This is a genomic window from Tabrizicola aquatica (assembly GCF_002900975.1).
GTDB lineage: Bacteria > Pseudomonadota > Alphaproteobacteria > Rhodobacterales > Rhodobacteraceae > Tabrizicola > Tabrizicola aquatica.
The window spans coordinates 732,034-746,254 of record NZ_PJON01000001.1 but is presented as its reverse complement, the minus strand read 5'-3'; the positions used below and the strand labels follow the sequence as shown (position 1 = coordinate 746,254).

11 protein-coding genes are annotated in these 14,221 nt (G+C 68.2%); 5 read left to right on the top strand and 6 right to left on the bottom strand.

The features are described from left to right. Positions 1-37 precede the first annotated feature (37 nt). Both CXR42_RS03615 and CXR42_RS03610 read right to left on the bottom strand, forming a co-directional pair. Positions 38-1,012: a zeta toxin family protein gene (locus CXR42_RS03615; protein WP_180995957.1), complete on the bottom strand. Its 975-nt coding sequence runs from the start codon at positions 1,010-1,012 to the stop codon at positions 38-40. A 22-nt stretch (positions 1,013-1,034) separates the two neighbouring features. Continuing rightward, complete coding sequence (locus CXR42_RS03610; RefSeq protein WP_103256124.1) at positions 1,035-1,256, bottom strand: hypothetical protein; 222 nt, start codon at positions 1,254-1,256, stop codon at positions 1,035-1,037. Positions 1,257-1,540: 284 nt separating this feature from the next. On the opposite strand from CXR42_RS03610, the gene CXR42_RS03605 reads away from it, so the two are divergent. Both CXR42_RS03605 and CXR42_RS03600 read left to right on the top strand, forming a co-directional pair. After that, positions 1,541-2,686 carry an RsmB/NOP family class I SAM-dependent RNA methyltransferase gene (locus CXR42_RS03605; protein ID WP_103256123.1) on the top strand — a complete coding sequence of 382 codons (1,146 nt, stop codon included), beginning with the start codon at positions 1,541-1,543 and terminating at the stop codon, positions 2,684-2,686. Positions 2,687-3,010: 324 nt separating this feature from the next. Next, positions 3,011-4,858, top strand: a complete 1,848-nt coding sequence (locus CXR42_RS03600; protein ID WP_425444849.1) for an ATP-binding protein — start codon at positions 3,011-3,013, stop codon at positions 4,856-4,858. Here CXR42_RS03600 and hemB read toward each other — a convergent pair. Then, entirely contained in the window at positions 4,852-5,853 is a 1,002-nt protein-coding gene (hemB, locus tag CXR42_RS03595) for a porphobilinogen synthase (RefSeq protein ID WP_103256122.1), read from the bottom strand. The genes CXR42_RS03600 and hemB overlap by 7 nt on opposite strands. A gap of 139 nt (positions 5,854-5,992) precedes the next feature. Here hemB and CXR42_RS03590 point away from each other — a divergent pair, with 139 nt between their 5' ends. After that, positions 5,993-6,517 (top strand): component of SufBCD complex, encoded by a 525-nt coding sequence (locus CXR42_RS03590; RefSeq protein ID WP_103256121.1) that lies wholly within the window; start codon positions 5,993-5,995, stop codon positions 6,515-6,517. 11 nt (positions 6,518-6,528) lie between these two features. After that, positions 6,529-9,975 (top strand): transcription-repair coupling factor, encoded by a 3,447-nt coding sequence (gene mfd / locus CXR42_RS03585; RefSeq protein ID WP_103256120.1) that lies wholly within the window; start codon positions 6,529-6,531, stop codon positions 9,973-9,975. Positions 9,976-10,060: 85 nt separating this feature from the next. On the opposite strand, the gene CXR42_RS03580 is transcribed toward mfd, so the two are convergent. From CXR42_RS03580 to CXR42_RS03570, 3 genes are read right to left on the bottom strand one after another with little or no spacing between them, the layout of a single operon-like run. Continuing rightward, on the bottom strand, positions 10,061-11,218 hold the full coding sequence (locus tag CXR42_RS03580) for a multidrug effflux MFS transporter (protein WP_103257004.1): 1,158 nt from the start codon (positions 11,216-11,218) through the stop codon (positions 10,061-10,063). A 38-nt stretch (positions 11,219-11,256) separates the two neighbouring features. After that, positions 11,257-11,910, bottom strand: coding sequence for a DsbA family oxidoreductase (locus tag CXR42_RS03575; RefSeq protein ID WP_103256119.1), 654 nt, complete (start codon positions 11,908-11,910; stop codon positions 11,257-11,259). Then, positions 11,907-13,406: a class I adenylate-forming enzyme family protein gene (locus CXR42_RS03570; RefSeq protein ID WP_103256118.1), complete on the bottom strand. Its 1,500-nt coding sequence runs from the start codon at positions 13,404-13,406 to the stop codon at positions 11,907-11,909. Before CXR42_RS03570 ends, CXR42_RS03575 begins: the two co-directional genes overlap by 4 nt. Positions 13,407-13,577: 171 nt before the next feature. Here CXR42_RS03570 and CXR42_RS03565 point away from each other — a divergent pair, with 171 nt between their 5' ends. Next, positions 13,578-14,201, top strand: a complete 624-nt coding sequence (locus CXR42_RS03565) for a helix-turn-helix domain-containing protein (protein WP_103256117.1) — start codon at positions 13,578-13,580, stop codon at positions 14,199-14,201. The last annotated feature ends 20 nt before the right edge of the window (positions 14,202-14,221 follow it).

Here is a 14,221-nt window from a genome sequence, read left to right as displayed (position 1 = left end):
TCTGACCTTCGGGCTGACCGTCAGGGAACGTGGCTGATCAGCTTGGCGGCAGGCCCGCGACCTGTTGCACAAGCGCCATCAGGCGGTCGCAGCGCGCGGGCAGGGTGGTCTGGCCCTGCGCCTGGGGTCCGGCAAGGATGTCGTCAAGGTCGGCGCGCAACCGGGCGATCCAGGCGGCTGCGGCGGATGGGTGGCTGGCGGTGGGCCGGTTCAGATCGAAGCTGGTGCCGGGATCGGCGGCGAGACGCTGGACAAGGGAATCCACCGCTTCGCGACAGCTGCAGAACGCATCGAGGGCGGGGTCGCTTCGCAGGCCCTGCCAGTCGGCAAACAGGGACGCTATTTCGGCGGCTGGACGCGCGCGGGCGCGTTCGATCACCAGGGATTCGAAGGCGAACGGGGTCTCGGCCCAGCGGCCTTGGGGTGTGCGCAGGTTCGCAAAACAGGTCTGCCCCTGACGGTCAATCACGGCGAGGCGGTCGAACAGGACCGCGTCCTCGGCCCGGGCGATCAGGGCGGGCCAGCGGCGGGCGGTGCTTTGGACATTGGCCCAGGGCACGACCTGCGCGCCTGGTGTGGCAAGGCTGCGGCGCAGGGTGGCAAGCCAGCTGTCCAGCGCAGGCAGGCTGAGGATCAGACATTCCACCTGATACCCCAGACTGCGCGCGACAAGGGCCAGGCCCTCGATCGCGCCGGGGGTCGGAAGCTCCCACAGGATATGCGCGCGCTGGCGGGTTGCGTGCTGGACCAGACGCTCGGCCAGAGCGGTCAGATGCCGGTCGCGGTCCAGGCTGGGCAGGTCGGGGAGCAAGGCCAGCAGCGCATCCCCGCTGATCTGCTGGGTGCAGTCGGGGCCAAGCTCGGCCTCAACCGCGCGGACCAGCGTGGACTTGCCGCTGCCCTGCTGGCCGCAGACGAAGATCCAGCGCGGTGCGGAGACGCCGCCCCCCGTCACGGCAAGACAGGGCTGAATGCGGTCGGCATAGACCGCATCCCAGTCGATTACGGACATCGCGGGGCCTGTTGCCCTGCGATCAGCAGGAGGGGACGCTGACCGGCACACATTCCTCGGTATCATCGCCGCCGCTGCTGGCGATCACGCCCACGGCCAGCAGGATCAGAAGCGGCACCAGGATCGAGTTTCCGGGCCGTTCGGCCACGACCTCGGTTTCATCCTCGATCACGACCGGGCCACCGGCAAGGGCGGGGGTGGCGGCAAGCGCGCAAAGCAGGGTGGCGGTCAGGGTCTTGTTCACGAGGGAAACTCCGAAAAATGACATGCAGATATTTGCAGGACGACTGTGTGATCAGGTCGGACCCGGCGTCAAGTTCCCTTTGCGAAACAGTGAGGGGAAAGCGATGCTGGGTCGCCTTGAGGCCGGGGCGGTAGCGTGTCGACAAGATCGGCCCTCGCCGATAGGCAGGGGCAGCAGAAGGGGCGGGGGATGGACATGGATCGGGACAGCTGGCGCAATGCGGGGAATTCGGGCCTGCGGTATTGCTGGCCTCTGGTCGCTGACGCCGGCTTTGGGGCAGGCACATGACCCCGGCGGCGCGGGCTGCAGCGGCCATCGCGGTCCTGGATCGGGTGCTGGCCGGTGAGGCCGCCGAAAAGGCGCTGACCAACTGGGGCCGGGCCAGCCGCTATGCCGGGTCGGGCGACCGGGCGGCGGTGCGCGATCTGGTCTATGACGCCTTGCGCCAGCGGCGGTCGGCGGCGGCCCTGGGTGGGTCGGAGACGGGGCGCGGGCTGGTGCTGGGGCTGCTTCGCGCAGGGGGGCAGGAGGCGCTGTTCACCGGCGAGGGTCATGCGCCCCAGCCGCCTGGCCCCGACGAGGCGGGCCGTTCGCCCATGGGAGCCGAGGCGCTGGACCTGCCGGACTGGCTGCTGCCCGAGATGGAACGCGCACTTGGCGACCGGCTGGCCCCGGTGGCGCAGGCGATGCAGGCGCGTGCGCCGGTGTTCCTGCGGGTGAACCTGGCGCGCGGGGACGTGGCGGCGGCAGTGGCGGCGCTGGCGGGTGAGGGGATCGAGGCCCGGCCGCATGCCTTGGCGCCCACGGCGCTGGAGGTGGTCGCAGGCGCGCGGAAGGTCCAGACCTCGGCCGCCTATCTTGAAGGGCTGGTCGAGTTGCAGGATGCCTCGTCCCAGGCGGTGGTGGTGGCGCTGCCGCTGGCCGACGGGATGCGGGTCCTGGACCAGTGCGCGGGCGGCGGCGGCAAGACGCTGGCGATGGCGGCGCGGGCGAAGCTGCGGCTATGGGCGCATGATGCGGCCCCCCGGCGGATGGCCGACCTGCCCGAGCGCGCGAAGCGGGCCGGGGCCAAGGTCACGCTGACCGAGCGGCCCGAGGCGACGGCACCCTATGATCTGGTGCTGGTGGACGCGCCCTGTTCCGGGTCCGGCAGCTGGCGGCGCGACCCCGAGGGGAAGTGGCGGCTGACGCCGGATCGGCTGGGCGAGTTGCGGGCCGTACAGGCCGCGATCCTGGACCGGGCGGCGGCGATGGTGGCCCCGGGCGGGTGGCTGGCCTATGCCACCTGCTCGCTCTTGGAGGTGGAGAACGGCGATCAGACGGCCGCCTTCCTGGCGCGGACGCCCGGCTGGCGCCTGGACGCCGAGCGCCGGTTCACCCCGCTGGAGGGGGGCGACGGCTTTTATCTGGCGCTTCTGGCGCGACTTTGAGGGGCTCATCACAACCTCGACGCGAAAGCGCAGCGCGGTTAAGCTTCGGTTAACCCATTCCCGCCGATTGTCTTGCGACGAGAGCGGGAAGGAATCTGCGCGGTGACGGAGGCGGGGCGGATGGATGTGCGACGGCTGGGCCAGTGGACGGCCGGAAGCCTGGCTGTGCTGGTGGTGTCGGGCCTGGTACTGATCGCGGCGGCTGGGATTGCGGCGCAGGGCAATGGCGGCGGGCTGGTGCTGACGGGGCTGGCGCTGACGCTGGCAAGCCTGGTGCTGGGCGTGGTCATCTGGCAGCGCAACGCCGACACGCGGGCCGAGCGGATGCGTGCCTTCAGCCTGATGGCCGACGATGCGGCCCCCTGTTTCATGACCGACGCCGAGGGGCGGCTTCTGTTCCGCAATGCGGCGGCCGAAACGGCCTTTGGCCCCGACGCGCACAGCCTGCTTGCGGTCTTGGGCAACCGGGTGGTCGACCCCTCGGCCCTGCTGTTCCGGTTGCAGAAACGGGCCGACGCGGAGGGGGCCGCGCGCCACGACAGCGCGGCGCGCGACGGGGCGCTGCGCTTCAGTGTGCATCGGGCCGGGGGCGAGCATTACTTCTGGCGCATCGACCGCTTCGGCGACGCCCCGACGATCCTGAACCTGGTTGAGCCGGTGGAGCGCCCGCCCGGCCGGGGCACGGATCTGGAGGATGTGCCGGTCGCGTTGATGGTGTTCGGGCCGGATGGCGTTCTGCGGGTCGCCAACCGCGCGGCGCGCGACCTGATGTGGCAGGGCGAGTTGCGGGCCGCCATGTTCCACGACATTTTCGAAGGGCTGGGCCGCCCGGTTTCGGACTGGCTGGCCGATGTGGTGGCGGGCCGGCATCCCGGCGGGTCCGAGGTCCTGCGCGCGCGGCGGGTCGGCGAGGAGGCGTTCCTGGAGGTCACCTTGCGCCGTTATGTCGACGGTGGCCGCATGGGCGCGCTGGCGGTCCTGAACGACGCGACCCGGCTGAAAAAGCTGGAGGCGCAGTTCAACCAAAGCCAGAAGATGCAGGCGATCGGCCAGCTTGCAGGCGGGATCGCGCATGATTTCAACAACCTATTGACCGCGATCTCGGGGCATTGCGACCTGCTTTTGCTGCGACACGGCAAGGAGGACCCCGAGTTTGCCGATCTGGAGCAGATCCGCCAGAACGCCAACCGCGCGGCGGCGCTGGTGGGGCAACTGCTGGCCTTCTCGCGCAAGCAGACGCTGAAGCCCGAGCGGCTGGACCTCCAGGACGTGCTGGCGGACCTGACGCATCTGCTGAACCGGCTGGTGGTGGAGCGGGTGGGCCTGACGCTGGCGCACCGCGGTCAGGGCCTGGGCAAGGACCTGCGCGAGATCCGGGCCGACAAGCGGCAGCTGGAACAGGTGCTGATCAACCTGGTGGTCAACGCCCGCGACGCGATGCCGAACGGCGGCAGCATCCGCATCGAGACCGAACCCGTCACTCTGGCTGAACCCCTGAAGCGCGACCGCGCCTCGGTTCCGGCCGGGGATTACTCGGTGATCCGGGTGATCGACACCGGCATCGGCATCCCGCCCGAGCAGATCCAGCATATCTTCGAGCCGTTCTTCACCACCAAGCGGGTGGGTGAGGGGACGGGGCTGGGCCTGTCGACCGCATATGGCATCGTCAAGCAGTCGGGCGGGTTCATCTTCGTCGATTCGGTGGTGGGGGCGGGCACGACCTTCACGCTGTATTTCCCGGTCAGCGATGGCGGTGACCTGGAGATCGAGGCAGAGCCCGAGCCGCGCCGCACCGCCGCGCGTCAGGGCGAGGGCGTGATCCTTCTGGTCGAGGACGAGGCCCCGGTCCGCGCCTTTGCCGGCCGCGCCCTGCGGTTGCGCGGCTATACCGTGCTGGAAGCCGCCAATGCCGAAGAGGCGCTGAAGGTGCTGGAGGACCCGCGGCTGGAGGTCGATGTCTTTGTCACCGACGTGGTGATGCCGGGCATGGACGGCCCCTCCTGGGTCAAGCTGGCGCTGGAGCGGCGGCCGGACGTGAAGGTGGTCTTTGTCTCGGGCTATGCCGAGGACGCGCTAAGCGAGGATCAGGCGCGAATCCCGAATTCGGTCTTTCTGCCGAAGCCCTTCAGCCTGAACGAGCTGACCCGGACGGTGCAGGGCCAGATTCACTGACCATGCAGCAGGCGCGCGACCTCGGGGGCGAAATAGGTCAGGATGCCGTCGCAGCCGGCGCGCTTGAAGCAGAGCAGGCTTTCCAGCATCGCCTTCTCGCCGTCGATCCAGCCGTTCAGCGCGGCCCCCTTGATCATCGCGTATTCGCCCGAGACCTGGTAGGCGAAGGTCGGCGCGCCGAAGGTCTGTTTCACCGCCGTGCAGATATCGAGGTAGGGCATCCCCGGCTTTACCATCACCATATCCGCGCCCTCGGCCAGATCGCGGGCAACCAGGCGCAGCGCCTCGTCCCGGTTGGCGGGGTTCATCTGGTAGGTCTTCTTGTCGCCTTTCAAGGCACCTGTCGCCCCCACCGCATCGCGGAACGGACCATAGAAGGCGCTGGCGTATTTGGCGGCATAGGACAGGATCGTCACGTCCTTGTGGCCTGCGCCTTCCAACGCCTGCCGCATCGCCAGGATACGGCCGTCCATCATGTCCGAGGGGCCAAGAATGTCCGCCCCCGAGGCCGCCTGGGCCAGCGCCATCTTGACCAGCGCCTCAACCGTCTCGTCGTTCAGGATCACCCCGTCCACGACCAGCCCGTCATGGCCATGCGCGTTGTAGGGGTCCAGCGCCACGTCAGTCATCACCGCAATGTCGGGCACCTGCGCCTTGATCGCGCGGATCGCGCGGTTGGCCAGGTTGTCGGGGTTCCACGCCTCGCGGCAGTCGGCGGTCTTGAGCGCCGGATCGGTGTAGGGGAAAAGGCAGATCGCCGGGATGCCCAGATCGGCCGCCGTCGCCGCCGCCTCGACCACCAGATCGACCGACAACCGCTCCACCCCCGGCATCGAGGCGATGGGCTCCCGCAAGTTGGTGCCGTCGCGCACAAAGACCGGCCAGATCAGGTCCTTGGTGGACAGGCGCACCTCTTGCGTAAGGTCGCGCAGCGCGGCGGTGCGGCGGACACGGCGGAACCGGGCCAGGGGAAAGGGGGCAGAGGCGGGCAGCATGGGCTGGCTCCTGACAAGGCAAGTGACAAGCGACAGGCAAGCCAGGGCTTGCGGCTTTCGGTTCTGCCTGCCATGGAATTGTCATCGCCTCAAGTGCGCTATGTCACTGGCAGGCATAAGGAAGGGACAGGCGCGGCTCGTGGACGTTCTGGATACGGTTTTCGAAGTCATCGACATGCGATCGTTCTCGAACCTGTGGTTCTGGATTGCTCTGGCGGTGCTGTGGTCCTCGACCAGCCATTGGGTGCTGGGCATCCCGCATGACCTGATCATGCGCGCCCGCCGCGAGGGCGGGCAGGCGATGGAAGATGTGGAGGACCTGGCGCGGATCAACACGGGGCGGCTTTTGCACATCGTCGATCAGGGGGCGCTGATCCTGGTCGGGCTGGGGTTCTTCTGGCTGACCGTCTTGGGGATGCTGGCCTTCTGGTACGACGTCGAATTCGCGCAGGCCGTGTTTCTGCTGTCGTTCCCGATGTCGATTGTCGTCTGGGTCAGCGTCCGGGCCAGCCGGCGCATCGCGGCCGGCGAGAACAAGGGCGAGGCGTTGTGCCGCCGCCTGACGGTCCACCGGCGCTGGACGCAAGGGATCGGCGTGGTGGCGATTTTCGTGACCGCCATGTATGGCACCTGGCAGAACCTGAGCGTTTCGATTCTTCACTGACAAGGGCAGCCATGCCGGCCGAACGCATCATCCTGGGCGGCGCGCCCGAAGGGTTTGACGCCCGCCTTCTGGCCCGCGAACTGGCGCGGGGCCGGCCGGTGATCCATGTCGCGCGCGACGATAAGCGGCTGGAGGCGATGCGCGCCGCCTTGGCAGTAATGGCGCCCGAGGTGGCGGTGCTGGACTTTCCGGCCTGGGACTGCCTGCCCTATGACCGCGTCAGCCCGAACCCCGAGATTTCCGCGCGGCGGATGGCGACCTTGGCGGTGTTGGCCGATGGGTTGAAGGCTCCGGTGGTCCTGCTGACCACGCTGAACGCGGCGACGCAGAAGGTGCCGACGCGTGAGGTGGTGCGGGCCGCCTCGTTCCGGGCCGAGGTGGGCGGGCGGGTCGATGAGGCGCGGCTGAAAGGGTTCCTCGCGCGGATGGGGTTTTCGCCGGTTTCGACGGTGGCCGAGCCGGGTGACTATGCGCTGCGGGGCGGGATCGTCGACATTTTCCCGCCGGGGCCGGGGGGGCCGATCCGGCTGGATTTCTTTGGCGACGTGCTGGACGGCGCGCGGCGGTTCGACGCGGAAAGCCAGCGCACGATCGAAAAGCTGAAGCGGGTGGAGTTCTCGGCCGTGTCCGAGATCGTCCTGGACGAGGCGGCAATTGCGCGGTTCCGGCAGAACTACCGCATCGCGTTCGGGGCGGCGGGCACCGATGATCCGCTGTACGAGGCGGTCAGCGCGGGCCGCAAGCACCAGGGGATGGAGCATTGGCTGCCGTTCTTCCATGAGCGGCTGGAGACGCTGTTCGACTATCTGCCCGATGCCTCGGTCATGCTGGACGATCAGGTCACGCCAGCGCGCCTGTCGCGGTGGGAGGCGATCGACGACAGCTATGACAGCCGTGCCGAGGCGATGGGGGCCAAGGGCCGGATCGACACGGTCTACAAGCCGGTTCCGCCGGGCGAGCTGTATCTGGACGACGCGGGCTGGGAGGCGGCGGTGGCCGCGCATCGGGTGGTGCAGCTTTCGCCCTTGCCGCAAAGCCCCGGGCCGGGCGTGCTGGATGCGGGCGCACGGGCAGGTCGCAGCTTCGCGCCCGAGCGGCAGCAGGAAAAGGTGAACCTTTTCGAAGCCTTGGCGGAACATGTTCGCGTTCTGGCAAAGGACGGTCATGTGGTCCTTGCCTCATGGTCCGATGGCGCGCGTGACCGGTTGAAGGGCCTGTTGCAGGACAGCGGCCTGAAAGGCGCGGAGGAGATTGCCGATTTCCGCGCGGTGCCCGAGGGGAAGGGCGGCCTCTTCCTGGTGGTCTGGCCGCTGGAGGCGGGGTTCGTCGCGCCGGGGCTGGCGGTCATCAGCGAGCAGGACGTGCTGGGCGACCGGATGGTCGGCAAGCCGCGCCGCAAGCGCAAGGCCGAGAACTTCCTGCGCGAGGTCGACACCCTGTCGCCGGGCGATCTGGTGGTGCATGTCGAACATGGGGTCGGCCGCTATCTGGGGATCGAGACGATCACCGCGCTGGGGGCCCCGCACGCCTGCGTCATGCTGGAATATGCGGAAAACGCAAAGCTTTACCTGCCGGTCGAGAATATCGAACTGCTCAGTCGCTATGGCCATGAAGAGGGGCTGCTGGACCGTCTGGGCGGCGGGGCCTGGCAGGCGAAGAAGGCCAAGCTCAAGGAACGGATCAAGGAGATCGCCGGCCGCCTGATGCGGATCGCGGCCGAACGGGCCTTGCGCCACGCTCCGATTCTGGAGGCGCCGCATTCGATCTGGGAGGCTTTTGCGGCCCGCTTCCCCTATCAGGAAACCGACGACCAACTGTCGGCGATCGCCGATGTGGTGGCGGACCTGGAAAAGGGCAGCCCGATGGACCGGTTGGTCGTGGGCGACGTGGGTTTTGGCAAGACCGAGGTCGCGATGCGGGCGGCGTTCGTGGCGGCGCTGTCGGGGATGCAGGTGGCGGTGATCTGCCCGACGACGCTGCTGGCGCGGCAGCACTATCGCAGCTTTGCCGAGCGTTTTCGCGGATTTCCGATTTCAGTCAGACCCTTGTCACGCTTTGTTTCGGCAAAGGACGCGGCCGCCACGCGGGCGGCAATGGCGGACGGGACCGTGGACATCGTCGTCGGCACCCATGCGCTTTTGGCCAAGGGGGTCAGCTTCAAGCACCTTGGCCTTTTGGTCATCGACGAAGAGCAGCACTTTGGCGTCAGCCACAAGGAACGGCTGAAGGAGATGCGGTCCGAGGTTCACGTCCTGACCCTGACCGCGACCCCGATCCCGCGGACCTTGCAGCTTAGCCTGGCCGGGGTGCGCGACCTGTCGATCATCGCGACGCCGCCAGTGGACCGTCTGGCGATCCGCACCTACGTTTCCGAATTCGACACAATCACAATCCGCGAGGCGCTTTTGCGCGAACGCTTCCGCGGTGGACAGTCGTTCTACGTCGTGCCCCGGATCGCCGACCTGCCCGAGGTCGAGGACTTCCTAAAGACCCATGTGCCCGAGGTGTCCTACGTTGTCGCCCATGGCCAGATGGCCGCCGGCGATCTGGATGAGCGGATGAACCAGTTCTATGACGGCAAGTATGACGTGCTGGTGGCCACGTCGATTGTTGAGAGTGGGCTGGATATTCCCACGGCCAACACGATGATTGTCCACCGGGCAGATATGTTTGGCCTCTCGCAACTGTACCAGATCCGGGGCCGGGTGGGGCGATCCAAGACGCGCGCCTATTGCTATCTGACGACGAAGCCCCGCGCGCCGCTTACGCCGCAGGCGATGAAGCGGTTGCGCCTTCTGGGCAGCCTGGACAGCCTGGGGGCTGGGTTCAACCTGGCTTCCCACGACTTGGACCTGCGGGGCGCTGGCAACCTTTTGGGCGAGGAGCAGTCGGGTCATATTCGCGAGGTCGGCTATGAACTCTACCAGCAGATGCTGGAGGAGACGATTGCCCGGATCAAGTCCGGCGAGTTGCAGGGTTTGTCCACGATTTCAGATGATTGGAGCCCGCAGTTGAACCTGGGGGTGCCGGTGATGATCCCGGAAACCTATATCCCTGACCTGGATATCCGGCTGGGGCTTTATCGCCGTCTCTCCAGCCTGACGACGAAGGTCGAGTTGGAGGGGTTCGCGGCTGAACTGATCGACCGCTTCGGGCCGTTGCCCAAGGAAGTGAACACGCTGATGCTGATCGTGCGCATCAAGGCGATGTGCAAACGGGCGGGGATTTCCAAGCTGGACGCAGGCCCGAAGGGCGCGACGATCGCCTTCCACAACGACAAGTTCGCCAATCCGGCGGGGCTGGTCGATTTCCTGAAGGCGCAGGGTCCGGCGGCGAAGGTGAACGGCAACAAGATCGTGTTGCAGGGCGAGATGAAGTCCGAGGCCGACCGGATCAAGGGCGCGTTCAACATCGCCCGTGACCTGGCCGAAGTGGTGAAGGCCGGCAAGAAGGGCTGAGCGGGCGGGCTGGTCGACGCACTTCGTCCACTCCTCGCGCCTGTCCGACGCGTGTACGAGGTGGTTCAGAAGGAATTCCCGGGGGTCAGGCGCGCGCGTCGCCCAGGGCGCGGCGCGACAGGAGAAGCGCCAGGCCCATCAGCACCGCGACCCCGACCAGGAGCGGCGTGGCGGTGCCGTTGAACGCCAATCCCACCGGGATCGCCAAGAGGACCGACCCCACCGTCGCCAGCGCCGAGATGACCGAGGCGGCAAGGCCGGCGATATGGCCCACCGGCTCCATCGCCAGGGCGTTCAGATTGCCCATCGTCAGGCCCATCATCGCGAATAAGCCAATCGACCAAATCACTTGCACGGCAAAGCTTGCGTTACCCTCCAGCACCGACAGCAGCCCCAGTGCGACCAGCGTCAGGGCCAGTTGCGCGGCATAGGTCGCACGCACCACGCTGCGCATGCCCCAGGTCATCACGATCCGGCTGTTCAGGAAGCTGCCCGACATCGACGCCACGGCGATCAGCGCGAACCAGAGCGGGAAGCTTTCCGCCCGGTCGTGGACGATCTCGAAGATCGGCTGGATCGAGGAGAGGGTGGCAAACAGCGCGCCCAGGGTCAGGGCTTGCAGAAGGGTCGAGGTCAGGACGATCCGGTGAGCGGCCAATTCGCGTGTGGCGGCGACCAGGGCGGAAAGGTGTAGCGAGCGGCGGTGTTGCGGGGCCAGCGTATCGGGCTGGCGCAGGCCGAGCCAGAGCATGGTCAGGCCGGAAAAGGCGATATAGGCCAGGAAGATCGCGTGCCAGTCGGCCAGCGCGATGATCCCCTGACCCAGAAGCGGTGCGATGGCGGGGACGGCGGTAAAGACCATCATTACGAAGGACATGAGCCGCGCCATCTCGCGCCCGGAAAACAGGTCGCGGATCATGGCGATGGACACCGTGCGCGGGGCGGCGGCGCCCAGGCCCTGCACGACGCGGGCGATGAGCAGGGTTTCCAGCGTGGGCGCGAAATAGCAGGCGACGGCGGCCAGCGCGTAAAGGCCCGAGCCGGCAATAATCACCGGCTTGCGGCCGAAGGTGTCGGAGAGCGGTCCGGCGAAAAGTGTGCCGATGCCCATGCCCAGGACGAAGCTGGTCACCACCAGCTGCGCGGCATTCGGCGCGCCGGGAGAGAGGGTGGCGGCGATATCGGGCAGGGCGGGCAGCATCGCGTCGATGGAGAGTGCGATGGTGGCGAAAAGCATCGCCATCAGTGCGACGAACTCGCCCTGCGACAGGGGTTTGTCGGTCACTTCGGTTGATCCAGTTTCGCAAGGTCCTGGATGACCTGGCTCCAAAGCTCGGGCGGTTGGGCGCCGCTGACGACATATTGCTGGGCGATCAGGAAGGTCGGGACCGAGTTCACCCCCTTGGCGCGGGCGTCGGCGTCGCGGGCGGCGATATCCTCGGCATCGGCGTCAGAGTGCAAAAGGCGCAGCGTCGCCGCCGCGTCCATGCCCTGCTCGCCGGCGATGGCGGCAAGGGTGTCGAGATCACCGATATCGCGGCCCTCGGCCCAATAGGCGCGCATCAGGGCGTCGACGACAGGCTGTTGCCGCCCCTCGATCCCGGCCCAGTGGATCAGGCGGTGGGCGTTCAGCGTGTTCGGCATCAGCTGCGGCGTGTCGGGGTTCAAGTCCACGCCGGCGGCGCGCGCGACCTCGCGCAGGCGTTCGTGGATGGCATCGACGCGGGCCTTGCCGCCGAACTTCGCCTCAAGATAGGCGCGCTTGGCCACGCCTTCGGCCGGCATGTCGGGGTTCAGCTGGAACGGGTGCCACTGGATCGCGAACGGGTGGTCGGGGTCGTCGGCCAGGGCCCGGTCCAGGTTGGCCTTGCCGACATAGCACCAGGGGCAGACCGGGTCCGAGAAGATGTCGAGACGGATAGCGGGGCGGATCATGGGCCGTCCTTTTGGTAAAGCGCAGCCAGGGCGCGGCGGATCAGTTTGCCCGTGGCGGTTCGGGGCAGGGTGTCGATGTGCTGGTAGTGGCGCGGTTGCTTCCAGCGGGCAAGGGCGCTTTCCGCGCGCTGGTGCAGAAGCGCGGCGTCGATCGCGCACGGTCCTTCGTAGAACAGCGCGATGATCCGGGTGCCAGGCGCGGGCTGAACCTCGGTCGCGGCGGCGGCGTGCAGGCCGGGAAGGTCGTGGAACGCGGCCTCAACCTCGATCGGTGAGACGCGGAAGCCCCCGGCGTTCAGCAGGTCGTCCCTGCGGCCAAGATGGGTTATCGCACCATCGGGGGCCATGCTTGCCGCATCGCCGGTGCGGAACCAAGGGCCGTGCGGCGGGGTCGTGCCCAGATAGCCGCGCATCAGGCCGGGGTCGGTGGTGGCGACGGCCAGTTCCCCCGGTTCGCCGCGGGGGGTGGGCTGGCCCTGGTCGTCCAGGATCGCGACGTGGCGTCCCTGTTGGACATAGCCCGCCGTTCCGGGCGGGGCCGGACGCGAGGGCGAGCCGGACAGATAGGTCGAAACCTCGGTCATCCCCAGCGCCTCATGCACCTGGGTGCCGGTCGCGGCCTGCCACGCGGCGCGGGTGGCGGGGGGCAGGGCCTCGCCGGCCGAGAGCGCGTGGCGGAGCGTGGGAAGGGCCGGGAAGGGCGCGCGCAGCATCTGGCGAAAGACGCCGGGGGCGGCGGCGAAGATCGTGGCCTGGGCACGCTGAAGGAGGGCGGGCAGGGCTGCGGGCACGGTGCCCGGGGCCGGGACCAGTGCGGTCGCGCCCAGCGTCCAGGGGTCCAGCAGGCCGGTGCCCAAAGTGTAGGTCCAGTTCATCGCGCCGGCGTGGAGGAGGCGGTCGTCGGGACCAAGCCCCTCCCATCCCTGGTGCATCGGCTGGCGGGCCAGGATGGCGCGGTGGGCGTGGCTGACGGCCGAAGGTCGCCCCGAGGTGCCGGAGGTGAAGATGACATAAGCCTCGGCATCGGGGTCGGTCTCGGGCGGGGTGTGGGGCGGCAGCGTCCCCCACACGTGAAGTTCGGGGGTGAGCGCGGGGATGTCGTCGGGCAGGGGCAGACCGGGGTCGGCCAGCACCAGCCGCGGTGCGACCAGGGCGGCGAGGCGGGCAACTTCGGGCGCGGTCAGCGCGGCAGAGGTCGGGACCGGGACCAGACCGGCGGCGATGGCGCCAAGGAAGGCCACTGGAAAGGCGGGGCCATTCGCCAGCCGCAGCAGCACGCGGTCGCCGGGGGCAAGGCCAAGGGTCAGCAGGTGCGTCGCCGTGCCAAGGACAAGGGCGCGGAGGTGGGCGTAGGTGAAGCTGTCCTCGCCGTCGGGGTGCAGGATCACCAGCGCGGGCTTTTCCGCCAGCGCCTGCCCCCGCGCCAGCACATGGGCAGCAAGGTTCAGCCGGGCGGGCAGCGGCGGATGCGGGCGGGTGTCGACGACCGAAAGCATGGGCCAAGGGGTCGCATCTGCGCCGGCCGGTTGCAAGCGTCCGGCGGGCAGGGAGGTGTGTCGGCAGGGATTAAGGGTCAGTCCGTCGAGCGGCGTCGGAGGCAGGCTTGATGTGCGGCGGTCCGTGCAGGCCGGTTGCAAGCGTCCGGCGGCCGGGCTATCCGGGGCCTCATGCAGCCCACCGATCCCAAGACGATGATCCGCGTCGCCCGCGAAGCGGGTGGCGAGGCGCATGTCGAGCCGGTGAACCTGGGTGAAAGGGTGCGCGAATTGCGCCGCAGCCTTGGCTGGACGCTGGAAGAGGCGGCAAGCCGGGCGGGGCTGGCGCGCTCGACCCTGTCCAAGATCGAGAACGGGCAGATGAGCCCGACCTATGAGGCGTTGAAGAAGCTGGCGTTGGGGCTGGCGATCACCGTACCGCAGCTCTTCACGCCGCCGTCGAAGCAGCAGGTCATGGGCCGGATGGCCGTGACCAAGGCGGCCGAGGGGCTGGCGCAGGCCACCGCGACCTATGAACACGAGCTTTTGGCCCAGGGTCTGACCAAGAAGCAGATGCTGCCCTATCGCGCCACGATCCGGGCGCGGTCGTTCGAGGAATTCGACGGCTGGGTGCGCCATGACGGCGAGGAATTCCTGTATGTGCTGACCGGCATCGTGCGGCTTTACACCGAGTTCTACGAACCCGTGGACCTGCGTCGGGGCGACAGCGCCTATTACGATGCGGCGATGGGGCACAATGTGATCAGCCTGTCGGATGAGGACGCGACGCTTCTGTGGGTCACGTCGCTGGTGTGACCCGACGCGCAGGCGGGCGA